The organism is Pseudomonas sp. P4_D7, assembly GCF_056401755.1.
The window spans coordinates 32,667-57,318 of sequence record NZ_JBFUIR010000032.1 but is presented as its reverse complement, the minus strand read 5'-3'; the positions used below and the strand labels follow the sequence as shown (position 1 = coordinate 57,318).

21 protein-coding genes and 1 pseudogene are annotated in these 24,652 nt (G+C 58.9%); 3 read left to right on the top strand and 19 right to left on the bottom strand.

What is annotated here, in order from left to right; genetic code table 11:
* Positions 1-172: 172 nt before the first annotated feature.
* The 3 genes from AC1DVF_RS20020 to AC1DVF_RS20010 all read left to right on the top strand — a co-directional run bounded on the left by AC1DVF_RS20020 (position 173) and on the right by AC1DVF_RS20010 (position 1,564).
* On the top strand, positions 173-376 hold the full coding sequence (locus AC1DVF_RS20020) for a co-regulatory protein PtrA N-terminal domain-containing protein (protein ID WP_093434253.1): 204 nt from the start codon (positions 173-175) through the stop codon (positions 374-376).
* Positions 377-454: 78 nt separating this feature from the next.
* The gene (locus AC1DVF_RS20015; RefSeq protein ID WP_477783026.1) at positions 455-787 is read left to right on the top strand and encodes a DUF2790 domain-containing protein; all 333 of its coding nucleotides are present in this window, start codon (positions 455-457) and stop codon (positions 785-787) included.
* Between the two features lie 396 nt (positions 788-1,183).
* Entirely contained in the window at positions 1,184-1,564 is a 381-nt protein-coding gene (locus tag AC1DVF_RS20010; RefSeq protein WP_477783025.1) for a DUF6124 family protein, read from the top strand.
* Between the two features lie 556 nt (positions 1,565-2,120).
* Here the strand turns inward: AC1DVF_RS20010 and AC1DVF_RS20005 are convergent.
* The 19 genes and pseudogenes from AC1DVF_RS20005 to AC1DVF_RS19915 all read right to left on the bottom strand — a co-directional run bounded on the left by AC1DVF_RS20005 (position 2,121) and on the right by AC1DVF_RS19915 (position 24,567).
* Complete coding sequence (locus AC1DVF_RS20005; RefSeq protein WP_477783024.1) at positions 2,121-3,446, bottom strand: OprD family porin; 1,326 nt, start codon at positions 3,444-3,446, stop codon at positions 2,121-2,123.
* Positions 3,447-3,888: 442 nt separating this feature from the next.
* Positions 3,889-3,981 (bottom strand): annotated as a pseudogene (locus tag AC1DVF_RS20000) (transcriptional regulator); the annotation flags it as partial.
* A 620-nt stretch (positions 3,982-4,601) separates the two neighbouring features.
* Positions 4,602-6,065, bottom strand: a complete 1,464-nt coding sequence (gene nuoN / locus AC1DVF_RS19995) for an NADH-quinone oxidoreductase subunit NuoN (RefSeq protein ID WP_007920173.1) — start codon at positions 6,063-6,065, stop codon at positions 4,602-4,604.
* A gap of 7 nt (positions 6,066-6,072) precedes the next feature.
* Positions 6,073-7,605: an NADH-quinone oxidoreductase subunit M gene (gene nuoM / locus AC1DVF_RS19990; protein WP_077573624.1), complete on the bottom strand. Its 1,533-nt coding sequence runs from the start codon at positions 7,603-7,605 to the stop codon at positions 6,073-6,075.
* Positions 7,606-7,644: 39 nt separating this feature from the next.
* Positions 7,645-9,498 (bottom strand): NADH-quinone oxidoreductase subunit L, encoded by a 1,854-nt coding sequence (gene nuoL / locus AC1DVF_RS19985; RefSeq protein WP_007920175.1) that lies wholly within the window; start codon positions 9,496-9,498, stop codon positions 7,645-7,647.
* On the bottom strand, positions 9,495-9,803 hold the full coding sequence (nuoK, locus tag AC1DVF_RS19980) for an NADH-quinone oxidoreductase subunit NuoK (protein ID WP_003223790.1): 309 nt from the start codon (positions 9,801-9,803) through the stop codon (positions 9,495-9,497). Before nuoK ends, nuoL begins: the two co-directional genes overlap by 4 nt.
* Positions 9,804-9,806: 3 nt before the next feature.
* Positions 9,807-10,307: an NADH-quinone oxidoreductase subunit J gene (nuoJ, locus tag AC1DVF_RS19975; RefSeq protein WP_007920176.1), complete on the bottom strand. Its 501-nt coding sequence runs from the start codon at positions 10,305-10,307 to the stop codon at positions 9,807-9,809.
* A 9-nt stretch (positions 10,308-10,316) separates the two neighbouring features.
* The gene (gene nuoI, locus AC1DVF_RS19970; RefSeq protein ID WP_007920177.1) at positions 10,317-10,865 is read right to left on the bottom strand and encodes an NADH-quinone oxidoreductase subunit NuoI; all 549 of its coding nucleotides are present in this window, start codon (positions 10,863-10,865) and stop codon (positions 10,317-10,319) included.
* An 11-nt stretch (positions 10,866-10,876) separates the two neighbouring features.
* Positions 10,877-11,884 carry an NADH-quinone oxidoreductase subunit NuoH gene (gene nuoH / locus AC1DVF_RS19965; RefSeq protein ID WP_007920179.1) on the bottom strand — a complete coding sequence of 336 codons (1,008 nt, stop codon included), beginning with the start codon at positions 11,882-11,884 and terminating at the stop codon, positions 10,877-10,879.
* Positions 11,881-14,595, bottom strand: coding sequence for an NADH-quinone oxidoreductase subunit NuoG (nuoG, locus tag AC1DVF_RS19960; RefSeq protein ID WP_150693916.1), 2,715 nt, complete (start codon positions 14,593-14,595; stop codon positions 11,881-11,883). Before nuoG ends, nuoH begins: the two co-directional genes overlap by 4 nt.
* Before the next feature lie 136 nt (positions 14,596-14,731).
* Entirely contained in the window at positions 14,732-16,087 is a 1,356-nt protein-coding gene (gene nuoF / locus AC1DVF_RS19955) for an NADH-quinone oxidoreductase subunit NuoF (protein WP_007920184.1), read from the bottom strand.
* A complete protein-coding gene (gene nuoE, locus AC1DVF_RS19950) occupies positions 16,084-16,581 on the bottom strand; it encodes an NADH-quinone oxidoreductase subunit NuoE (protein ID WP_477783023.1) in 498 nt (165 codons plus the stop codon). The genes nuoF and nuoE overlap by 4 nt, the downstream gene beginning before the upstream one ends.
* 2 nt (positions 16,582-16,583) lie before the next feature.
* The gene (gene nuoC / locus AC1DVF_RS19945; protein WP_093434270.1) at positions 16,584-18,368 is read right to left on the bottom strand and encodes an NADH-quinone oxidoreductase subunit C/D; all 1,785 of its coding nucleotides are present in this window, start codon (positions 18,366-18,368) and stop codon (positions 16,584-16,586) included.
* A gap of 73 nt (positions 18,369-18,441) precedes the next feature.
* The gene (locus AC1DVF_RS19940) at positions 18,442-19,116 is read right to left on the bottom strand and encodes a NuoB/complex I 20 kDa subunit family protein (RefSeq protein WP_003223809.1); all 675 of its coding nucleotides are present in this window, start codon (positions 19,114-19,116) and stop codon (positions 18,442-18,444) included.
* A 10-nt stretch (positions 19,117-19,126) separates the two neighbouring features.
* Positions 19,127-19,540, bottom strand: a complete 414-nt coding sequence (locus tag AC1DVF_RS19935) for an NADH-quinone oxidoreductase subunit A (RefSeq protein WP_003223812.1) — start codon at positions 19,538-19,540, stop codon at positions 19,127-19,129.
* Positions 19,541-20,185: 645 nt separating this feature from the next.
* Entirely contained in the window at positions 20,186-21,511 is a 1,326-nt protein-coding gene (gene aceA, locus AC1DVF_RS19930; protein WP_093434273.1) for an isocitrate lyase, read from the bottom strand.
* A gap of 473 nt (positions 21,512-21,984) precedes the next feature.
* Entirely contained in the window at positions 21,985-22,746 is a 762-nt protein-coding gene (locus AC1DVF_RS19925; RefSeq protein WP_116256078.1) for a secretin N-terminal domain-containing protein, read from the bottom strand.
* Between the two features lie 233 nt (positions 22,747-22,979).
* Positions 22,980-23,405 carry a GNAT family N-acetyltransferase gene (locus AC1DVF_RS19920; RefSeq protein WP_477783022.1) on the bottom strand — a complete coding sequence of 142 codons (426 nt, stop codon included), beginning with the start codon at positions 23,403-23,405 and terminating at the stop codon, positions 22,980-22,982.
* Entirely contained in the window at positions 23,398-24,567 is a 1,170-nt protein-coding gene (locus AC1DVF_RS19915; RefSeq protein ID WP_007920198.1) for a ribosomal protein uL16 3-hydroxylase, read from the bottom strand. Before AC1DVF_RS19915 ends, AC1DVF_RS19920 begins: the two co-directional genes overlap by 8 nt.
* Positions 24,568-24,652: the final 85 nt, after the last annotated feature.

The window sequence follows — 24,652 nt, the reverse complement described above, 5'->3', positions numbered from 1 at the left end:
GATCTACATTGACTGACCCACCGCTATCGCGAGCAGGCTCACTCCTACAGGTTTTGTGTTCGACTTCAGAAGAGCGCCCTGGAGATAACGGATATGTAATTTCCCCGCCACCGTCACGATAGGTTCGGATTGTTACCTTGATCCCGTCAGTTACTTAAACGAGGAATCAAAGATGAAAATCGTACAGATGGGTGCTCTTGTTGTGGCGTTGGCGATCTCTTCCGTGGCTCTGGCCGAAGGCGGCGGCGACCGCACATTCGAGCGGATGATGACCAGCAACGACCGCTCCATGGAACTCTTCGTCGCCAAGGAACAAGCCGCCGGCAACCCGGTGGTCGTCACTGACAAGAAAGACGACAAAACCCGCGATCTGTAAGCCTGCTGCATCTGAACAAGCCCGTTATCGCGCATCGATGCCGGGCTTTTTTTACGCCCGGACGGGAAGGAAATGGATATGAAAGTACTCAAGTTGATCGCATTCGCGGCTGTCATGGCGACGTCGGTAAATGTGCTGGCCGAAGGCGGTGGTGACCGCACTTTCGAACGCGCGCTCAGCGCCAACAGCAAAGCCATGGAACAGTACGCCGCCAACCAGGGCAAAGCGCCGCCGGTGGTGAAGGATTACGAATATGGGATGAAGCTGGACGTGGTCAAAGTGGTGAGCGTGGTCAAGCCACAGCCTGCGTGCAAAGTGGTGCCCACCGCGATGACCTACGAGGACTCCAAAGGTCAGATCAATACCATCAAGTACAACGTGATGGGCGTGTGTCGCAACGGCGGGAGCTGAATCCTTTACGGCGAAACGCGGTCCCGTGTAGGAGCTGCCGAAGGCTCCTACACGTTCTGTATTTCAATTCGTAATGTTTAAGTGTTGTGTGAGAAGTGCGGAACCTTCCCACAATGTTTTCAGGTTGTCCGTCGGACGTCCGCTCTCTAGCCTGTGTGGGTCGCTGCCAAATCAGTGATCGGGATTGGAACCCCGGAGAACGTGTCAGCGCCAAAGCGTCTTTCATGACGTATGCTTGCCCACCTTCATGGTGTGCAGTCTGTTATGGCGGCTGTGCGCGGGAGACTTTCGAGTCTGCCGGGTTTCTCCGTTCCCCGGGTTCCAACCTGCGTACAGCTGCCACCCCTTCGCGTGGAACCGAATGGATCAGCTTCAACGTTATGAAGGAGAAATATCATGAAAAAGCCAACCCCAAATCCCCCCGAAACAGACGCCATCCCCGACGCCAACTCAACATCGCCTTACGCCTCCGTCGACACCCGAAAACTCCACGAAGCCGCCGACCGCGCCCTCGATTTCTACCTCAAACCCTCAGCCGCCATCATGTCCGCGCCGTACATCCCCAACCAGATGTTCCTGGTCAATCCCAAAGCCGATACCGAATCATTACTGGCCAACGCCAGCGAATCCCTGGCCTCTGCCACGGTGATGCTCGGTGACTTCGCTGCGCTGCTGAACGGCACCCATCGCAAGACTCTGCTCGGCATCGCGCAGGTCGTCATGCTTGGTGAACTGGCGGTGAACAAGGCGCTGGATAACGTAGATCCTGCGGCGTAGCTATCAATGGCCGGGTTTTATCCGTTGTTTGTGTGTTGAACTCACAATCCTGCCCCCTCACCCCAGCCCTCTCCCCCGAGGGGGCGAGGGGTAAGGGAGCAGATCTTCAAGCCATTCAAAATCAGAGTACGCCCCGGTTTTTCAGGTCGGTGTATCTTCAGCAACCAGCTCGGTCCGTTCCCTTTCCCCCAGGGGGGCGAGGGGAGCAGATCTTCAAGCCATTCAAAATCAGAGTACGCCCCGGTTTTTCGGGTCGATGTATCTTCGACAACCAACTCGGTCAGTCCCCTCTACTCGAGGGGGAAGGGAGCAGGCTTTCAAGCCATTCAAAACCAGAGTACGCCCCGGTTTTTCAGGTCGATGTATCTGCAACAGCCAACTCGGTCAGTCCCCTCTACCTCTGGGAGAGGGCTAGGGTGAGGGCCGGGCCTAAACCTGGAAAACATAACCACGGCAAAACGCAAAGCAAAAAAAGCGCCCCGAAGGACGCCAAAAGATTCACCTCTTACCAAAGGAGCAAGGAGCTTCTAAAGGTGAATTTGTATCAGCCGCGCAATCAAAGAATCGCCAGCGGATACTCGACAATCACCCGCACTTCATCCAGATCCGACTCGAACGCCGTGGCGCGGGTTGTGGCCTGGCGCAAGCGCAGTGACAGATCTTTCATCGAACCGCTTTGCACCACGTATTTGACTTCGATATCGCGCTCCCAACGTTGCTGATCGGTCAGCGGATTGCCCTCGGCATCGCGGCGCATATACACGGCGTTAGCGTTTGAATAATCAGCGTCGGTGCCGCGTGCGTAACGGGTCATGAACGACAGACCCGGTACGCCGTAGGTGCTCATGTCGAGGTCATAACGCACCATCCACGAACGTTCTTTCGGCGAGTTGAAGTCGCTGTACTGGATCGAGTTGTCGAGGAAGATCGAGTCGGACTGGCGCAGGTAGTCGAAGTCGTCATTACCGTTGTTGCGCTGGTGGGAGAGGGCGACAGAGTGGGCACCAAGCTTGACGCCAACGCGGCCGCTCCAGATGTTGTTGTCGAATTCGCCGAGCAGTTGTTTGCCCTCGTCGACGGCCTTGTAATAGTTCAGGCCACCGAACAGCGACAGGTCATCCGAGAGCGGATAAGTCCAGGCGGTGCCGGCGTAGTACTGATTCCACGCATCCTTGAGACGGCTGGAATACAGACTGAAACTGAGATTCTTGTTCAGCACATAATCACCGCCACCATAAGCGATCCACGGCGAATTGACCGGACCTGCATAGAAGGTCGCGAAGTTCTCACGCATGTCGCTGGACGCCGGCTGGCTCATCGCATGCAACCGGCCACCCTGCACCGACAGACCTTCAATGCTGGTGTTGGTCGCCGTCACCCCGCGAAAGCTCTCCGGCAGCAAGCGCGAGTCACCGGCCGCGACCATCGGGTTGGCCGGGAACACATCCCCCACCCTGACCACCGTATCGAACGCCCGGATTTTCGCGGCGCCGCCGACCTTGGTGTATTCGTCCCGCGCCTCGCCGTCACTGTTGACCGGCAATACATCAAACGAACTGCGCCCACCGTTGCATCCGTCACCGGTATCGAGTTTCAGACCAATCATCGCAAATGCATCGACACCGATCCCGACGGTGCCTTGGGTAAAACCGGATTCGAACTTGCTGATCACCGCATGCGACCAGGCCTCGGAATAACCGTTGCCGGTGGGGCTGGACTGGCCGTTGCGATGATCACGATTGAAGTAGAAGTTACGGTTGAGCACCGTCAGGCTGCTGCCTTCGACAAAACCTTCAGGCTTGTCTTCAGCAAACACCGTGGACGGCCCGGCGCCGACCACCACCGCTAAAGCGGCCATCGATATTTTTGTAGGGTTAACCATCAAACACTCCTTGGGTTTGGCAGAACGGGAACGTGCTTCGGCGTGGGTTTTATTGTTCGACGGGGCAGGGCCCGCCGGCATGGTCGCCGGGTGACATCGTTGCAAACTGCGGATAACGTCGAGGTGATGGGGGAATTACAATTTCGTCATGTGGTTATATGGATTGAGTGAACGCCACACAAACCTGTGGGAGCGAGCTTGCTCTGGGCGGCGTTCCGACGAAAGCGGAGTGCCAGGCTCTGAAGAGGGTTGATGTGCCGACGCCTTCGTCGGAACGCCGCCCGGAGCAGGCTCGCTCCCACAGTAATCCGGATGATTCTGATAGATCACATGTGAGCGGATGTGGCTTTTATCTTTCGAAGGTATCCAGCAAGCCATGTGATACAGATGCATCAATTTCGGCGGGAAGTATGAGTTTGCCTTTCATGGCGCCGATCCGTGTTACCCGGGTCTTCTTCAAGGTGATTTTGCCTTGGCGTTCTTCGGCTAACGCATCAAGGCCATTCATCAATTCTGAATAAATATCCCGCTTCATGGTTCGTGGATCTCCACTTGATATGTGATCCCCGAATTTAACGAAAAATGTCTTCTACGGAATGTCAGCCATTGCTCAGGGGTTTGCAGGCAAATTCCTAAAAAGGGGAGGGCGTTGAGATCAAAAGACCTCAGTCTTCGGCATCTTCTAAAGGCTGTGATCTTTTGACGGTAACTCTACAAAACGAAACTGGCACTCGAAGGTGCCGTTTTGCGTAGCTAGTAGACTTTTGTGCTTCTACGTTACTTGCGATCCAGCGCTATTTCTTTACGGTTAATGACTTTCTCGTTCACGACGCGACGTACAACCGGAACAGAAGGTTTATGGGGAGGTGTCGGTCTGGTCGCGTCCTCAGGTTTTGATTGGCCATTTGTGTTGTTCATTTCTGATTTCCGCTGGAGTTTTATTTTCTCGTTCCTGAAGACGGACTCGATTTGGATCGATGTCTTTTACGTCGAACAAGATAAGCAAAAAGCCAAATTCTGGCTGTAGGAGGAACCCAACAGTAGGGCGCGAGATTTCGGGGATTTCAGTAGGAAGGGCATAGCATTGGTAAAAGATCCCACAAAAACAAAAACGGCACCCGAAGGTGCCGTTTTCATTTCTAGCCAGCCGAACTATCAGCCCGCCAGACCCGCCTGCTGAACCAGAGTCAGCAATGGCTGCGGGTACACACCCAGGAAGAACGCGACCAGGGCGATAGCCAGCAGCATCACGCCGCCTGCCTTCTGTTCCCAGTGCAGTTGGGCGTCGTGGCGACGCAGGTTTGGCTCGATCAGGTACAGGGTGACCATCACGCGCAGGTAGTAGAAGACGCCGATGGCGCTACCCAGCACCAGCGAACCGACCAGCCACCATTGGTGCGATTCAACACCGGTAGCGATGATGTAGAACTTGCCGATGAAGCCAGCAGTCAGCGGGATACCCGCCAGCGACAGCATCATTACGGTCAAGACTGCGGTCAGGTACGGACGGCGCCAAAACAGGCCGCGGTATTCGTACAGGGCGTCCGCGTCACGGCCGTTGTACGGCGAGGACATCAGGGTGATCACGCCGAAGGCGCCGAGGCTGGTGATCACGTAAGTCACCAGGTACACGCCGATGGCTTCCACCGCCAGACCCTTGCTCGCCACCAGGGCGATCAGCAGGTAGCCGAAGTGCGCGATGGACGAGTAACCGAGCAGACGCTTGAGGTTGCTCTGGGTCAGGGCCAGCAGGTTACCGAACAGGATCGAGGCGATGGCGATGACGGTCAGCACGTCGCTCAGGACGCCGCTGCTGGCAGCAGGGGAGATCTGGAACAGACGCACCATCACCGCAAACACCGCAACCTTCGACGCAGTGGCGAGGAACGCGGCCACCGGTGCCGGAGCACCTTCGTAAACGTCCGGCGTCCACAGGTGGAACGGCACCAGCGACAGCTTGAACGCCAGGCCGATCAGCATCATGCCCAGGCCCAGTTGTGCCAGCGAGCTAGGCAGGCCAGTCGCAGCCAGAGCCTGACCGATACCGACGAAGCTCAGCGAACCCGAGTCTGCGTACAGCAGCGCCATACCGAACAAGAGGAACGCGGAACCGGCGGCCGACAGCACCATGTATTTGATGCCGGCTTCCAGCGAACGCTTGTTGAAGAAGGCGTAGGCCACCAGACCGTAAACCGGTACCGACAACAGTTCCAGACCGATGAACAAACCGGCCAGGTGCTGCGCGCTGACCAGAACCAGACCACCGGCGGCGGCCATCAGGATCAGCAAGTACAGTTCTTCACGGTTGCCCGGGTAACCCGAGCCACCATCACCCAAGTAGGCGTGGGCGAGGGTCACACAGGCGAGGGTGGCGACCAGGATCAGCGCCATGTACAGGCAAGCGAAGGTGTCGATTTGCAGCAATGGGGTCACGGCCAGAGGCGCGACTTTCAGGGCTGGGAGGATCGACAGCAAGGCCAGGTTCAGACCGGCGACCGAGATCAGGAAGGTCTGCGAGTGGTTGCGGCGCCAGGCGATTGCCAGCATCACCACGATAATGGTGAGGCTGGTGATCAACAGTGGCGCAAGCGCAATAAAGTGTTGAATCGTGAATTCCATAGCGCTCTTACCGGGCCGAAGCGAGTTGAGTGAAGGCGGTGCCGAGCCACTGCTGCACGCCATGCATCGTGGCGGCAGAGGTGTCGAGGAACGGTTGCGGGTAGACGCCGAGGTAAACCAGCAGCACCGCAAGGCCCAGCACCATGATCAGTTCGCGAGCGTCCATACCGTGCAGGATCGAATCCGATTTCGACGGACCGAAGTAGGCACGGTGGATCATGATCAGCGAGTAGACCGAACCGAACACCAGACCGGAAGTGGCAATCGCGGTGATCCATGGAGCGCTGGCGAAAGTGCCGATCAGGATCAGGAATTCACCGACAAAGTTACCGGTACCCGGCAGGCCCAAGGAGGCGGCCGCAAAGAACAGGCTGATCGCCGGCAGGTAAGCGATACGCGACCACAGACCGCCCATCTCACGCATGTCACGAGTGTGCAGACGCTCGTACAACTGACCGCTGAGGATAAACAGTGCCGCCGCCGACACACCGTGCGCGAGCATCTGGATCACTGCACCTTGCAGGGCCAGTTGGCTGCCGGAGTAGATGCCAATCAACACGAAACCCATGTGGGAAACGGAAGAGAAGGCGATCAGACGCTTGATGTCGGTTTGCGCGAAAGCGAGGAACGCACCGTAGAAGATCCCGACCAGACCGAGGGTCATGGCGATCGGCGCAAACTCGGCCGAAGCATTCGGGAACAGCGGCAGGGCGAAACGCAGCAGACCGTAGGCAGCGGTTTTCAGCAAGATACCGGCGAGGTCGACGGAACCGGCAGTCGGCGCCTGGGCGTGGGCATCAGGCAACCACGAGTGGAACGGTACGACGGGCAGCTTGACCGCGAAAGCGATGAAGAAGCCGAGCATCAGGATGTACTCGGTGGTCATCGACATCTTGGTTTTCAACAGGTCGGCGTAGTTGAAAGTAATCACGCCGGTGTTGTTGAAGTTGACCAGCACCAGACCGAGGATCGCCACCAGCATGATCAGGCCGGACGCCTGAGTGAAGATGAAGAACTTGGTCGCTGCGTAGATCCGGGTTTTCTTGCCGTCCGAAGAACTGTGACCCCAGAGCGCGATGAGGAAGTACATCGGCACCAGCATCATTTCCCAGAAGAAGAAGAACATGAACAGGTCGAGGGCGAGGAACACGCCGACAACGCCGCCCAGGATCCACATCAGGTTCAGGTGGAAGAAGCCAACGTGACGTTGAATCTCTTTCCACGAGCAGAGTACCGAGAGGATACCCAGCAGACCGGTCAGCAGGATCATCAACAGCGACAGGCCGTCGAGGGCCAGGTGCACGTTGATGCCGAAGCGCTGGATCCAGACATGCTTGAACTCAAGCGCCCAGGTCGGATCGGCGCCAGGCGCCGGCGCAAATGAATAGTCACCGTGGGCCCACAGCCAGAGGCCGAGGGCGAGTTCCAGGGTCATGGTCAACAGCGCAATCCAGCGCGGGAGGGTAGCGCCGAAGCGCTCACCCATCCAGCACAGCAGGCCGCCGATGAAGGGGATCAGGATTAGCCAAGGCAGAATCATGACGGGCTCGTTTCCTTTCGCAAATTCGCAAGGTTCATATCAGACCGCTACCAGCACGATGGCGCCAATCACCAGCACGGCACCAGCAGCCATCGAAGCAGCGTACCAACGCAGTTGACCGGTCTCGGTGCGGCTCAGGGCAGTGTGACCACCCTTGGCCATACGCGGGATCAGACCGATGGTCTGGTCGAGCGGGTCTTTGCGCAGTACGTGGCTGATCGCCAGGTAAGGCTTGACGAACAGTTTGTCGTAGATCCAGTCGAAGCCCCAGGCAGCGAACCACCAGGCCGAAAGGAAACGGCCGATGCCGCTATTGGCGATGGCCGTGACGAAGCGACGCTTGCCGAGGAACAGCAGCGCTGCCAGCAGGATACCGGCCAGGGCAATGGCGCCCGAAGCGATTTCCAGACTGTGCTTGGCTTCGCCACCGGCATGGCCAACGCTTTCCGGCAGTACGCCGTGCAGCGGTGGCACGATCATGGCGCCGACGAAAGTCGACAGCACGATCAGCACCGACAGTGGCAGCCAGTGCGAGATGCCGTGACCGGCGTGGGCTTCGGTCTTGGCTTCACCGTGGAACGTGATGAAGATCAGGCGGAAGGTGTACAGCGACGTCATGAACGCGCCGACCAGACCTGCGTAAAGCAGACCGTGGTTGCCGCTGGCGAACGCTTCCCAAAGAATTTCGTCCTTGGAGTAGAAGCCTGCGGTAACCAGTGGCAGAGCGGCCAGCGCAGCACCACCGACGATGAAGCTGGCATAGGCCAGTGGCAGTTTTTTCCACAGACCGCCCATCTTGAAGATGTTCTGCTCGTGGTGGCAGGCAACGATCACCGCACCGGAAGCAAGGAACAGCAGGGCCTTGAAGAAGGCGTGGGTCATCAGGTGGAAAATCGCGCCATCCCATGCACCAACGCCCAGCGCCAGGAACATGTAGCCGATCTGGCTCATGGTCGAGTAGGCGAGGATACGTTTGATGTCGGTCTGTACCAGTGCGGCGAAGCCTGCGAGAACCAGGGTCACGCCACCAACGATGCCGACCAGATGCAGGATTTCCGGCGCCAGGGTGAACAGACCGTGGGTACGGGCGATCAGGTAGACACCGGCGGTCACCATGGTCGCGGCGTGGATCAGTGCCGAAACCGGAGTAGGGCCAGCCATCGCGTCCGCGAGCCAGGTTTGCAACGGCAGTTGTGCCGATTTACCGACTGCGCCACCCAGCAGCATCAGGGTTGCCAGGGTGATCCAGAAGTCGCCGACCTGGAATTTCTGCGGTGCCAGCACCAGCAGTTCCTGGATGTTCAGCGTGCCCACTTGCTGGAACAGGATGAACAGGCCGATGGCCATGAACACGTCGCCGATCCGGGTCACGATGAAGGCCTTGAGCGCGGCGTTACCGTTGTTGCGGTTGCTGTAGTAGAAACCGATCAACAGGTACGAGCACAGGCCTACGCCTTCCCAACCGAAGTACAGGAACAACAGGTTATCGCCGAGCACCAGGAACAGCATGCTGGCGATAAACAGGTTGGTGTACGAGAAGAAGCGCGAGTAACCCGCTTCACCGCGCATGTACCAGGATGCGAACAGGTGGATCAGGAAACCTACACCGACAACCACGCCGAGCATGGTGATCGACAGGCCGTCAACGTAGAGGGCGAAGTCAGGCTTGAAGCCTTCGACCGCCATCCACTTCCACAGTACCAGCGTGTAGTGACCGCCTTCGGGTGGTGCGACGTTGAATTGCCAGATGACGTAGGCGGCGACAATCGCCGACAAGCCAATGGAACCCACGCCGATCAGCGCCGAGAGGTTTTCCGACCAGCGTCCACGGGAGAACGACAGCAGCAGGAAACCGATCAGAGGGAATACGAAAGTCAGAAAGATAAGATTCATCCGCGCATCTCACTGGCAGCGTCGATATCGAGCGTGTGGAAGCGGCGATACAGTTGCAGCAGGATCGCCAGACCAATGCTGGCCTCGGCGGCTGCAAGGCTGATCACCAGGATGAACATGATCTGTCCATCCGGCTGGCCCCAACGGGCGCCTGCAACAATGAACGCCAGTGCAGAGGCGTTCATCATCACTTCCAGACTCATCAACACGAACAAAATGTTGCGGCGGACCATCAGGCCGACCAGACCAAGGCAGAACAGGATGCCGGCAACTGCCAGACCATGTTCGAGAGGGATAGCAGGCATGTCTTACTCCTTCGCCTCGTTACGGCCCAAATGGAACGCCGTGACGGCTGCGGCAAGCAGCAGCATCGAGGCGAGTTCGACCACCAGCAGGTACGGGCCGAACAGGCTGATGCCCACGGCTTTCGCGTCTACGGTGGTGTGGCCGATGGCCTGGCCGCTCTGGTGAGCGAACAGCACATACAGCAGTTCGGCCAGCAGCAAGGCGGCGAGAATCACCGGACCGGCCCAGATGCCGGGCTTGAGCCAGACGCGTTCTTGCTGAACCGAGGCCGGGCCGAGGTTGAGCATCATCACCACGAACACGAACAGCACCATGATGGCGCCGGCGTAGGCGATCACTTCCAGCACGCCGGCGAACGGTGCGCCGAGTGCGAAGAAGGTCATGGCCACGGCGATCAACGAGATGATCAGGTAGAGCAGGGCGTGCACAGGGTTGGTGTTGGTGACTACGCGAAGCGTGGACACAACAGCGATACCCGATGCGAAATAGAAAGCGAATTCCATCGTTCTTCCTTAAGGCAGCAAGCTCTTCACGTTGATCGGTTCGGCTTCGTTCTGCGCGGAGCCTTTCGGCTTGCCAGCGATTGCCATACCTGCAACACGATAGAAGTTGTAATCAGGGTTTTTGCCGGGGCCGGAGATCAACAGATCTTCTTTCTCGTACACCAGGTCCTGACGTTTGAACTCGGCCATCTCGAAATCCGGCGTCAGCTGGATCGCGGTGGTCGGACAGGCTTCCTCGCAGAGACCGCAGAAAATGCAGCGCGAGAAGTTGATACGGAAGAAGTCCGGGTACCAGCGACCGTCTTCGGTTTCCGCTTTCTGCAGCGAGATGCAACCCACCGGGCAAGCCACAGCGCAGAGGTTGCAGGCAACGCAACGCTCTTCGCCATCGGGGTCGCGGGTCAGGACGATGCGACCACGGTAGCGTGGTGGCAGGTAGACCGCTTCTTCCGGGTATTGCAGGGTGTCGCGTTTGCGAAAGCCATGGCCGAAGACCATGACCAGGCTGCGCAACTGGGTACCAGTACCCTTAACGATGTCGCCAATATATTTGAACATGGGTCAAATCCTCACTGAACCGCGACTGCAGGCGTGTTCCACAACACGACCGCAGCGGTCACCAGCAAATTGATCAGGGTCAGTGGCAGGCAGAATTTCCAGCTGAAATCCATCACCTGGTCATAACGCGGACGCGGAATGGAAGCGCGCAGCAGGATGAACAGCATGATGAAGAACGCGGTCTTCAGTGCGAACCAGACGAAGGCCAGTTGCGGCAAGATGCCGAACGGACCGTGCCAGCCACCGAAGAACAGGGTGACCAGCAGCGCCGAGATCAGGATGATGCCGATGTATTCACCGACGAAGAACATGCCCCATTTCATACCGGCGTATTCAATGTGGTACCCGTCGGCCAGTTCCTGTTCCGCTTCCGGCTGGTCGAACGGGTGACGGTGAGTCACGGCGACGCCAGCGATGAAGAAGGTACAGAAGCCGAAGAACTGCGGAATGATGAACCACAGGTTCTGCGCCTGGTACTCGACGATGTCGCGCATGTTGAACGAGCCGACCTGGACCACGATGCCCATCAGGGCCAGGCCCATGAACACTTCGTAGGACACGGTCTGCGCCGATGCACGCAAGCTGCCGAGCAGGGCGAACTTGTTGTTACTCGACCAGCCGGCGAACAACACCGCGTAGACCGACAGACCGGCCATGGCGAAGAAGAACAGCAGGCCGATGTTCAGATCCGCGACGCCCCAGGTCGGGGTGATCGGGATGATCGCGAAGGCGATCAGCAGGGCGGACATCGCCACCACCGGTGCCAGGGTGAAGATCACCTTGTCGGCAAACGGCGGGGTCCAGTCTTCCTTGAAGAACATCTTCAGCATGTCGGCGGCGATCTGGAACATACCGAACGGACCAACGCGGTTCGGACCGTAACGGTCCTGCCACCAGCCCAACAGGCGACGTTCGACAAAGCTGAGCAACGCGCCTGCGACCACCACGGCCAGCAGAATCACGATGGCTTTGACGACCGAGAGGATCACATCGATCACTTCAGGGGTGAACCAGGTCATTGCGCTGCCTCCTGCAGACCGTCGACGGATACGCCGGCGAATGCCGGTGGAATGCCGGCGATGCCCGCAGGCAATGCCACCAGACCGGCGCCCAGTTCTTCATTGATGCGCAGCGGCAGACGCAGGGTCTGGCCGGCCACGTTCAGGCTCAGCAGCGCACCGTCGTTGACGCCCAGACGATCCGCTTCGGACTTGGCCAGAGCAACGTATGGAGCCGGAATGCGCTCTTGCACCGGTGCGGCTTTCGAAGAGTTTTCTTCGCTGCCGAACAGGTGGAAGAACGGCACGGCTTGCCAGGTACCCGGCGCCGGGTTGAACGCACGTGGCGCTGCAGCGAACCAGTTCAGCGAATCACCGGTGCTTTCGATCAGGCGGGTGCCCGGGTCGCCAGCGCGAATGTGACCACCGACTTCGTCCTGGAACTTGTTCCACGCTTGTGGCGAGTTCCAGCCCGGCGACCAGGCAAACGGCACCTGCTGACGCGGTTCGGCAGAGCCCGAGTAACCTTCCATGGAGAAGGCAAACGCGGTGTCTTTGTCTTGCGGGGTGCGCGGTTCGTGAACGCTGATGTCGGCGCGCATCGCGGTGCGACCGGAGTAACGCAGCGGCTCACGCGCCAGTTTCAGACCCTTGATGCGGAACGCGGCGGACGGTGCAGCGTCGACGATACGCGCCAGTTGCTCGGTGCTTGAAGCAACGGCAGCGGTGACGTGGTCGAGTTGCGTCCAGTCGATCGGCTGGTTCAGCAGGGTCGCGCGCAGGGCGTGCAGCCAGCGCCAGCCTTCGTGAACCAGGATGCTCGCGTCCATGTATTGCGGGTCGAAAACCTGGAAGAAGCGCTGGGCGCGACCTTCCTGGCTGACCAAAGTACCGTCGCCTTCAGCGAAGCTTGCGGCTGGCAGAACCAGATGCGCGCGGTCGCTGGTAGCCGTTTTCTGATGGTCAGCAACGATCACCACTTGCGCAGCGTTCAGTGCAGCATCGACTTTGTCTTTGGCGGTGCGGGTGTATAGATCGTTTTCCAGCACAACGATCGCGTCAGCCTTGCCATCGATGACAGCTTGCAGCGCCGCGTCGACCGATTCGCCACCGAGCATGGCCAGACCAAGGCTGTTGGCTTCCGGGACGATCAGGCTGATCGAACCGTTCTTCTCGCGCAGCTTCAGCGCCTTGGCGATGTTCGCGGCGGCTTCGATCAAGGCTTTGGAGCCCAGCGAAGTACCGGCGATGATCAGCGGACGTTTGGCAGCGAGCAGGGCGTCGGCGATGCGCTTGGCCAGTTCCAGTGCTTCGGCGTCCAGACCTTCAACGGCAGGGGCGCTGGCGTCCAGAGCGTGAGCCACGGCGAAACCGATGCGCGCCAGATCGTCTGGAGCGGCGTGTACACATTCTTCAGCAATGTCGTCGAGCTTGGTTTCCGCCAGGCTGGCGATGAACAGCGGGTTCAGCGCGTGCTGACCGATGTTCTTCACCGCCGCGTCGAGCCAAGGCTGAACGCGCATGGCTTCGGCCATGTCTTCAGCTTTGCCTTTGACCGATTGACGCAGCGACAACGCCACACGGGCGGCGGTCTGGGTCAGGTCTTCACCGAGCACGAAAATCGCGTCGTGGTCTTCGATGTCACGCATGTTCGGCACAGGCAGCGGGCTGTCTTTCAGCACTTGCAGGACCAGACGGATGCGCTCCAGTTCGGACGCTTCGATACCCGAGTAGAAGTGCTCGGCGCCGACCAGTTCGCGCAACGCATAGTTGCTTTCAAGGCTGGCACGCGGCGAACCGATACCGACGATGTTGCGCCCGCGCAGCAGGTCAGCGGCTTTATCCAGTGCAGCATCCAGACCGAGCTTGGTGCCGTCGGCCAGCAGTGGCTGACGTGGACGGTCGGTGCGGTTGACGTAGCCATAACCGAAACGGCCACGGTCGCACAGGAAGTACTGGTTCACCGAACCGTTGAAACGGTTTTCGATGCGACGCAGTTCGCCGTAACGCTCGCCCGGGGAGATGTTGCAACCGCTCGAGCAGCCATGGCAGATGCTCGGTGCGAATTGCATGTCCCACTTGCGGTTGTAGCGCTCGGAGTGAGTCTTGTCGGTGAACACACCGGTCGGGCAGACCTCGGTGAGGTTGCCGGAGAACTCGCTTTCGAGGGTGCCGTCTTCAACGCGACCGAAGTACACGTTGTCATGGGCGCCGAATACACCGAGGTCGGTGCCGCCAGCGTAATCCTTGTAGAAACGCACGCAGCGGTAGCAAGCGATGCAGCGGTTCATTTCGTGGGAAATGAACGGGCCCAGTTGCTGGTTCTGGTGGGTGCGTTTGGTGAAGCGATAACGGCGCTCGTTGTGGCCGGTCATCACCGTCATGTCTTGCAGGTGGCAGTGACCGCCTTCTTCGCACACAGGGCAGTCGTGCGGGTGGTTGGTCATCAGCCATTCAACAACACTGGCGCGGAACGCCTTGGATTCTTCATCGTCGATGGAGATCCAGGTGTTGTCGGTGGCCGGGGTCATGCAGGACATGACGATGCGACCACGGGTGTCGTTCTCGTCGGTGTACTGCTTGACCGCGCACTGGCGGCAAGCCCCGACGCTACCAAGCGCGGGGTGCCAGCAGAAATAAGGGATGTCGAGGCCCAGCGACAGACATGCCTGTAACAGGTTGTCTGCCCCGTCGACTTCGAGCGCTTTGCCGTCTACGTGGATAGTGGCCATGGTTCAAAGGTCTTCGTTGGCCCGGTGTCAGCGGGCGTGGCTAATGGAATCTTGTTATTCGTCCGAATCCAGTCAGCCCCGAAAGGCGTCATCGGACGAAAGGCGAAGGGCACGGACCCTTCGCCTTTTTAAACGTTTACGCGCCGATTACGATCGGCCTTGCCAGAGGCGGGACGGCGGCGCTGACTGGCGCGATACCGGCTTCGAACTCTGGACGGAAGTATTTGATGGCACTGCCCAACGGTTCCACGGCACCCGGTGCGTGAGCACAGAAGGTCTTGCCCGGGCCGAGGAAGTTGACCAGACCCAGCAGGGTCTCGATGTCGCCTGGCTGACCGCGACCTTGTTCGATGGCCATCAAGAGCTTGACGCTCCATGGCAGACCATCGCGGCACGGGGTGCAGAAACCGCACGACTCGCGAGCGAAGAACTGCTCCATGTTGCGCAGCAAGGAGACCATGTTGACGCTGTCATCCACCGCCATGGCCAGGCCGGTACCCATACGGGTGCCCACTTTGGCGATGCCGCCGGCGTACATCTGTGCGTCGAGATGTTCTGGCAGGAGGAAACCGGTACCGGCGCCACCTGGCTGCCAGGCCTTGAGCTTGAAGCCGTCGCGCATGCCGCCGGCGTAGTCTTCGAACAACTCGCGACCGGTGACGCCGAATGGCAGCTCCCACAGCCCCGGGTTTTTCACTTTGCCGGAGAAGCCCATGAGCTTGGTGCCCATGTCTTCGCTGCCTTCGCGCGCCAACGATTTGTACCAGTCAACGCCGTCGGCAATGATCGCCGGCACGTTGCACAGGGTTTCGACGTTGTTCACGCAGGTCGGCTTGCCCCACACGCCGACTGCGGCAGGGAAGGGCGGCTTGGAGCGCGGGTTGGCGCGGCGGCCTTCGAGGGAGTTGATCAGTGCGGTTTCTTCACCGCAGATGTAACGCCCGGCGCCGGTGTGGACGAACAGCTCGAAATCGAAGCCGCTGCCGAGAATGTTTTTACCCAGCAGGCCCGCAGCCTTGGCTTCTTCCACGGCACGGTTGAGGTGCTTGGCGGCGGTGGTGTATTCGCCGCGCAGGAAGATGTAGCCACGGTAGGTTTTCAGTGCGCGGGCACTGATCAGCATGCCTTCGATCAGCAGATGGGGCAGTTGCTCCATCAGCATGCGGTCTTTCCAGGTGTTCGGCTCCATTTCATCCGCGTTGCACAGCAGGTAGCGGATGTTGATGGATTCGTCTTTGGGCATCAGGCCCCACTTCACGCCCGTGGGGAAGCCTGCACCGCCGCGACCTTTGAGGCCGGCGTCTTTCACGGTCTGGACAATGGCGTCCTGATCCATGTCGGCGAAGGCTTTGCGCGCCGCGGCGTAACCGTTCTTGGCCTGGTATTCGTCGAGCCACACGGCTTCGCCGTCGTCACGCAGACGCCAGGTCAGCGGGTGAGTCTCGGCCGAACGCTGAATGCGGTTGGCAGGACCGAAAGATGTCAGGGTCATACGTAGCCCTCGAGCAGTTTGGCGACGCCAGCAGGCTGCACATCACCAAAGGTGTCGTCGTCGATCATCAGCGCCGGTGCCTTGTCGCAGTTGCCGAGGCAGCAGACAGGCAGCAGGGTGAAACGACCGTCGGTGGTGGTCTGACCCAGGCCGATGCCCAGATTGTTCTGGATTTCGCTGACCACCGACTCGTGGCCACCGATGTAGCAGACCATGCTGTCGCAGACGCGAATGATGTGACGGCCAACCGGCTGACGGAAAATCTGGCTGTAGAACGTCGCCACACCTTCAACGTCGCTGGCCGGGATGCCGAGGATCTCGCCGATCGCGTACAAGGCGCCATCCGGCACCCAGCCGCGTTCTTTCTGAACGATCTTCAGGGCTTCGATCGACGCCGCGCGCGGGTCTTCGTAGTGATGCAGCTCGTGCTCGATGGCCGAGCGCTCGGTTTYACTGAGGGTGAAACGGTCTGTCTGGATAAGCGTGCTGTTCATGCTTAGCGGTCCACGTCGGCCATAACGAAATCGATACTACCCAGGTACGCAATCATGTCCGCGACCATGCTGCCTTTGATCACCGAAGGGATCTGTTGCAGATGCGGGAAGCTTGGAGTGCGGATCCGGGTACGGTAGCTCATAGTGCCGCCGTCGCTCGTCAGGTAATAACTGTTGATGCCCTTGGTCGCTTCGATCATCTGGAAGGATTCGTTGGCCGGCATCACCGGGCCCCACGAAACTTGCAGGAAGTGCGTGATCAGGGTTTCGATGTGCTGCAGCGTGCGCTCTTTCGGTGGCGGCGTGGTCAGCGGGTGATCCGCCTTGTACGGGCCTTCCGGCATGTTGCGCATGCACTGGTCGATGATCTTGATGCTCTGGCGCATCTCTTCGACGCGAACCATGCAGCGGTCGTAGGCATCGCCGTTGGCAGCCAGCGGTACTTCGAACTCGAAGTTCTCGTAGCCGGAGTACGGACGCGCTTTACGCAGGTCGAAATCGCAACCGGTCGAACGCAGGCCAGCACCGGTGACACCCCATTCCAGGGCTTCTTTGGTGTTGTACTGGGCGACGCCGATGGTACGACCCTTGAGGATGCTGTTCTGCAGGGCAGCCTTGGTGTATTCGTCGAGGCGTTTTGGCAGCCATTCAACGAAGTCTTTCACCAGTTTTTCCCAGCCGCGTGGCAGGTCGTGCGCGACGCCACCGATGCGGTACCAGGCCGGGTGCAGACGGAAACCGGTAATGGCTTCAATCACCGTGTACGCCTTCTGGCGGTCGGTGAAGGTGAAGAACACCGGAGTCATGGCGCCGACGTCCTGGATGTAAGTCCCGAGGAACAGCAGGTGGCTGGTGATCCGGAAGAACTCGGCCATCATGATGCGGATGACGTCGACCTTCTCAGGCACCTTGATGCCGGCCAGCTTCTCGACCGAGAGCACGTACGGCAGGTTGTTCATCACGCCGCCGAGGTAGTCGATACGGTCGGTGTACGGGATGAAACTGTGCCAGGACTGACGCTCGGCCATCTTCTCGGCACCACGGTGGTGGTAACCGATGTCCGGCACGCAGTCGACGATCTCTTCACCGTCCAGTTGCAGAATGATGCGGAACGCACCGTGCGCAGAAGGGTGGTTCGGGCCGAGGTTGAGGAACATGTAGTCCTCGTTCGGGCCGGAACGCTTCATGCCCCAGTCTTCCGGACGGAAGCGCGCGGCTTCTTCCTCAAGCTGTTGCTTGGCGAGGTTGAGGCTGTACGGATCGAATTCGGTGGCGCGCGCCGGGAAGTCCTTGCGCAGCGGGTGACCTTCCCAGGTCGGCGGCATCATGATGCGCGACAGGTGCGGGTGACCTTTGAAGTCGATGCCGAACATGTCCCAGACTTCACGCTCGTACCAGTTGGCGTTCGGCCAGATGCTGGTGACGGTCGGCAAGCTGAGGTCGCTCTCGGACAAGGCAACCTTGATCATCACGTCACTATTACGCTCGAGCGACATGAGGTGATAGAACACGGTGAACTCGGCGTCCGATGGCAGCCCTTGACGCTTGGTGCGCAGACGCTCGTCCACGCCGTGCAGGTCATAGAGCATGACGTACGGCTTGGGCAGATTGCGCAGGAAGGTCAGGACTTCGACGAGTCTGGCACGCGCCACCCACAGCACCGGCATACCGGTGCGGGTCGGCTGGGCGGTGAACGCCTCCGGGCCAAAACGGTTGTTCAATTCGACGACCACATCCTGGTCGTCTGCCTTATAAGGCGGGATGTACAGAGCGCTGCCTGTAGTCATGGTTATTTTTTCGCTTTCGGTCAACGTAAAGAATGAAGCCAGCTTCTCGTTTCTATTTCAGAACAGATCTGGATCAGACTTCGTCAGGGCTGCGCAGGTTGGTGACTGCGATTCGCTGTTCGCGGCGCTGTTCCTTCTGCGAAGGCATGTCGGCGCGATACACGCCTTGATCACCAACGACCCAGGAAAGCGGACGACGCTCCTGTCCAATCGATTCCTGCAACAGCATCAAGCCTTGCAGAAATGCTTCCGGACGGGGCGGGCAGCCAGGTACGTAGACGTCCACGGGCAGGAACTTGTCCACCCCTTGAACCACAGAGTAGATGTCGTACATGCCGCCGGAGTTGGCGCACGAACCCATGGAGATAACCCACTTTGGTTCGAGCATTTGCTCGTAGAGACGCTGAATGATCGGCGCCATCTTGATGAAGCAGGTGCCGGCGATAACCATGAAGTCGGCCTGACGCGGCGATGCCCGGATCACTTCGGCGCCAAAGCGCGCGATGTCGTGGGGCGCCGTGAAGGCGGTGGTCATTTCCACGTAGCAGCACGACAGGCCGAAGTTGTACGGCCACAGGGAGTTTTTACGCCCCCAGTTGACCGCGCCACTCAGCACGTCTTCCAGCTTGCCCATGAAAATGTTTTTGTGAACTTGATCTTCTAACGGATCGGAAACGGTTTCCCGTTCGCCAATCGGATATTGCTCGTTAGGAGCATCGGGGTCGATCCTGGTGAGATTGTATTGCATTGCCAAAGCCTCATTGTTTCAGCTTCGCCTGCCGCTTGCGACGAGCTTCCGGAGCCCAGTCAAGGGCGCCCACTCGGAACAGGTAGACAAGACCTGCCAACAGAATTGCTATGAAAACGAGAGCTTCGACGAATCCGGTCCAGCCGCTTTCGCGGACGGACACAGACCATGCAAAGAGAAAGAGGGCTTCGATATCGAAGATCACGAAGAGCATCGCGACCAGATAGAATTTGGCTGAGAGCCGCAAGCGGGCGCCACCGGTAGGTAGCATGCCCGACTCGAACGGTTCGTTTTTGCTGCGGCCCCAGGCTTTTGACCCGAGGAGGCTGGAGACGCCAAGCATGAAGGCACACAGGCCGACGACACCCAGAAGGAAAATGGCAAAGCCCCAGTTGTGGGCCATGAGTCCTGTCGCTTCGGGCATGCTGGTAATCCTTAACAGAGAGCAAAGGTCTCTGAGCTTGATAAAGAAATAGGCAGTGACGATATGTCGCAGCAATCAATCGCGCTGATTTTATGGCTAAACACCCTGCAAGTAAAATTCCTATAGCGAAATTATTTATTGGAATAAGGACATAGCGCATCTCCAATGCCCTGCAGCCCATGCGTTGCGGGCATTAGGCGGGTTTATGCAAATAATGTTTTGTAGGGAATGTAACGAACATAGTTGCCGCTAAATGATAATTGATATCGTTTGCGGGCGTTTTGTAACTGTTTAACGGGATGTCAGTTGGGAAGTTGTCTTACTTGCACGTTACTGCAATTAGCGACGGCGCCCGTTTTAGCGGATTTTTCTGACGGTTGTACCGCTCTGGATCAATGTTTTGATTCGCGGCTGACGCTTTTCCTGTGGGAGCGAGCTTGCTCGCGAATGCGGTTCATCATTCGACATGGATAGTGACTGACATGACGCCTTCGCGAGCAAGCTCGCTCCCACAGGGGGGTTGTGGCGTATGGGAGATTGTCTCGGGCAAAAAAAACGCCCCGAACCAGTCGGGGCGTCAGTTTTGCGGCTCTGCGGTTAGCTTTCTATACGATCCGCAAAGGCCGTTTGCTCAGCGAAGCAGAATCAGTGGAACTGTTCTTCTTCGGTCGAACCGGTCAGTGCGGTTACCGAGGACGAGCCACCCTGGATCACAGTGGTCATGTCGTCGAAGTAGCCGGTGCCCACTTCCTGCTGGTGAGCCACGAAGGTGTAACCCTTGGCGGCGTCAGCGAATTCCTGCTCCTGCAGCTTCACGTAGGCAGTCATGTCGTTGCGGGCGTAGTCGTGCGCCAGGTTGAACATGCTGTGCCACATGTTGTGAATGCCGGCCAGGGTGATGAACTGGTGCTTGTAACCCATGGCGGACAGTTCGCGCTGGAACTTGGCGATGGTCGCGTCGTCCAGGTTTTTCTTCCAGTTGAAGGAAGGCGAGCAGTTGTACGACAGCAGTTGGTCCGGGTATTCCTTTTTGATCGCTTCGGCGAAGCGACGGGCTTCGTCCAGATCCGGCTTGGCAGTTTCGCACCAGATCAGGTCGGCGTATGGCGCGTAAGCCAGGCCACGGGCGATGGCTTGATCCAGGCCAGCACGAACCTTGTAGAAACCTTCCTGAGTGCGCTCGCCAGTCACGAACGGCTGGTCGTACGGGTCGCAATCGGATGTCAGCAGGTCAGCAGCGTTCGCGTCGGTACGGGCCAGAATGATGGTCGGGGTACCGGCAACGTCAGCAGCCAGACGAGCAGCGGTCAGCTTCTGTACGGCTTCCTGAGTTGGAACCAGTACTTTACCGCCCATGTGACCGCATTTTTTCACGGAAGCCAGTTGGTCTTCGAAGTGAACGCCGGCGGCGCCTGCTTCGATCATGCTCTTCATCAGCTCGTAGGCGTTCAGCACGCCACCGAAACCGGCTTCGGCGTCAGCCACGATCGGCGCGAAGTAGTCGATGTAGCCATCGTCGCCCGGGTTCTTGCCGGCTTTCCATTGGATCTGGTCAGCACGACGGAACGAGTTGTTGATGCGCTTGACCACGGTTGGCACCGAGTCCACCGGGTACAGCGACTGGTCCGGGTACATGGATTCTGCGGAGTTGTTGTCCGCAGCAACCTGCCAGCCCGACAGGTAGATCGCCTGGATGCCGGCTTTAACCTGCTGAACAGCCTGGCCACCGGTCAGGGCGCCCATGCAGTTGACGAAATCTTTCTCAGGACGGAAGGAAGGCTTGGCACCCTGGGTGACCAGGTTCCACAGCTTCTCGGCGCCCATTTTTGCAAAGGTGTGCTCAGGTTGAACCGAGCCACGCAGACGGACGACGTCAGCAGCGGAGTAAGTGCGTGTCACGCCTTTCCAGCGCGGGTTTTCAGCCCAGTCTTTTTCGAGGGCTGCAATTTGCTGTTCGCGTGTCAGTGCCATGGAGATAAACCTCGTCGCGTCTTTATGAAAAGTTGTTCTGCGGTGGAAAATTCCTGCGCTCGCTGACCAGAAGCTTAGGTGGTCAAGTCGGATTCGGCGGGGTAGGCGACGGGATGAACGATAGGCTCGAGGGGAAGTGAGCAGGTAGTGGCGGACTGCGGGCGCATTCGGGCGTCGTGGGCCTTTATACGGTCTACAGTGTGAAGCCGGGTTACCTAATTACGCTTCCGTCCCTCGGGACAACTTCGTTCCAGTCGGCAACCTCGTCAAACACACCTTGTGGGCGGTACAGACACGAAGCGGTTCGCGGGGTAGGTGCGAACATCGCTTCGAAGGCCCTTGCCAGGGCCTCTGATTAGCGGGAGCGAGGCCATCATGCCTTCGCTTTTTTACCCCGTCAAACGTTTTGTAGTGCTTTTTTTCAAGCACTACATCTTTCGTCTAATACGACTAATCAGTCAGTTTTCGGTGCTTTAGTCCAGGGCGTCGACTTTGACCCGCAAGGTCATGTCATCCCGGCCTTGAGTCGAGTAGCTGCGGGTCAGGCCCTGTTTGTCGGCCTGAGTCTGGCGATTCACGCCAGCGAGGGTGATCCACTCACCAAGGCGCCCGCTGACCGTTGTGTCGGTGCTTTGCACGTTCACTACATCGGGACGTTCCTGGCTCATGCGGTCACGGTTGGTACTGATTGCCAGGTGAACGATGTCGCCGGTGACGCTGGCGGTGACATAGAAACCCTGGGTGACGTTGCGGTATTGGGTCTGGCTGCTGTAATCGCCATAGGAATTGGTCTGGCTGCTGGTGATCGGCACACTTTGACCGACTTGAATCAGCGCCGGCATGCCGTCGGTGGCCTGCACCTGCTGCACGCCGCCGTCGCGACTGGCGGTGCTGCGGCTGATGATGCGGGTCTGGTTCGGCTGGGCGCCGTTGACCGAATAACCTTCGTCGCCACGGCCATTGTTTTCATTGGTGTCGACGGTGATCAGCAGACGCTTGGGCGCCGTGTCCAGTTGGGTGATCAGCGCCTTGAGCTCCTGGATCTTGTCCGGCTCAGCCTTGATGATCAGTTGGTTGCCATAGGCGCTGACCTGACCGTCCTTGCCGAGGAAGTCTTGCGCCATCGGCAGCATGTCAGTACTGGTGCGGTAATTGAGGGGCACGATTTCTGTGGCTGCCATCACCGAAAAACTGCAACCGAGCAGCAGGGTGGTGAGCAGGGTGCGTAGGGACATGTCCGTTATCTCCGCTTTCGAAAGTCTTGATATTGCCAGTTTGTCGGCCTTGGGTGGGGCAAGTTGAATCGTAGACAGTAAAACGCCCCGGCATCGGTTGATGTCGGGGCGTGATCGTTCCCACGCTCTGCGTGGGAATGCAGCCAGTGACGCTCTGCGTCACATGCCGCAAGGGACGCGGAGCGTCCCGAGAGGCATTCCCACGCAGAGCGTGGGAACGATCAGGGCAGAGCTCAACCCGAATGCCGAACCATGTCGACATGCGGAATCCCGGCTTCGAGGAATTCCTCGCTGATCAGGCTGAAGCCGAGGCGCTCATAGAACGCCGTGGCCTGCACCTGAGCGCTGAGCATTTGCTGCTTCAGGCCGCGTTCTTCCGCTTCAGCAATCACCGCTTGCATCAGCGCATCACCCACCTTCATCCCGCGCCAGTCTTTCAGTACCGAAACGCGGCCAATGTGCCCGTCAGGCAGCAGGCGCGCAGTACCGATCGGAAAGTCGCCTTCAAACGCCAGAAAATGCACGGCGGTCGCGTCGTCCGCGTCCCATTCCAGCTCAGGTGGCACCGATTGCTCGGCGATGAACACCGTTTCACGAATGCGCCGGATCTCGGCGATGTCCTTCTGCCAGTCTGCGACACGTACGCGAATCTTATTCATCGGCGAACCCCAGGCTCCCTTGCTTGACCAGCTGGCACAGCAGGCCGCAAGCGTCTTCGTCGTTCAGCCACTCACCGAGGTTGTCGGTGTGCAGGGCGTCGGCGGCGCAGATCAGCTTCAGCAGTTCGCGCAGCTTGCCCGGCAGGTAACGGCTCTGGCCGCTGGCAAACAGCAGCAGGTCGTCATCGACTTCCGACCAGGCCAGGCGTGCGCTCGGATTGCGGATCAGAATGGCGCCATCCTGCAGGGCAGCGAGGAAATCTTCTTCTTCGATTTCTTCCGGGCCGGCCACCAGTTCCGGGTAGCGCGGCTCGGTCATGTACTGGCCGAACCAAGTCAGCAGCAGCCGCTCGTCGCTCATGTGTTCGGCAAGCAGGGCTTTCAGGCGATCCAGTGCATCGTGCTGAATCTGGTGTGGATCGGCTGCAGGCTGTGCGTCGGCGTCGGTGTAGCGCTCTTCATCAGTCAGGAACTGGCTGAGGAAGTCGGTGAAGTGAGTCAGCACTTCGGAAGCGCTTGGTGCGCGGAAGCCGACCGAGTAGGTCATGCAGTTATCGACCGCGACACCGCAGTGCGCCAAGCGCGGCGGCAGGTAGAGCATGTCGCCCGGTTCCAGGACCCATTCTTCGGTCTCGTGGAATTCAGCGAGGATGCGCAGGTCCGCGTGTTGCAGCAGCGGGCTCTCGGAATCGCACATCTGGCCGATTTTCCAGTTGCGCTTGCCGTGGCCTTGCAGCAGGAACACGTCGTAGTTGTCGAAGTGCGGGCCGACGCTGCCACCCGGGGCGGCGAAGCTGATCATCACGTCGTCGACGCGCCAGCTCGGCAGGAAACGGAAGTTTTCCAGCAATTCGCTGACTTCCGGGACGAATTGGTCGACGGCTTGAACCAGCAGGGTCCACTCTTTTTCCGGCAATTTGCTGAATTCGTCTTCAGCGAACGGGCCGCGACGCAGTTCCCATGGACGCTCGCCGTGCTCGATCACCAGGCGCGATTCGACTTCTTCTTCCAGGGCCAGGCCGGCCAGTTCGTCGGCGTCGATCGGGCTTTCGAAGTCAGGAATCGCCTGACGGATCAGCAGTGGCTTTTTCTGCCAGTAGTCGCGCAGGAATTCGCGTGCTGTGAGGCCGCCCAGAAGTTGAAGAGGAATATCGGAATTCATATGTAACCTATTGAAAAAAAGCACTTTTCAGACGGGAATAAAAACGCCCGGCGCGGCCGGGCGTCTCAAACGGATCAAGCGGTCG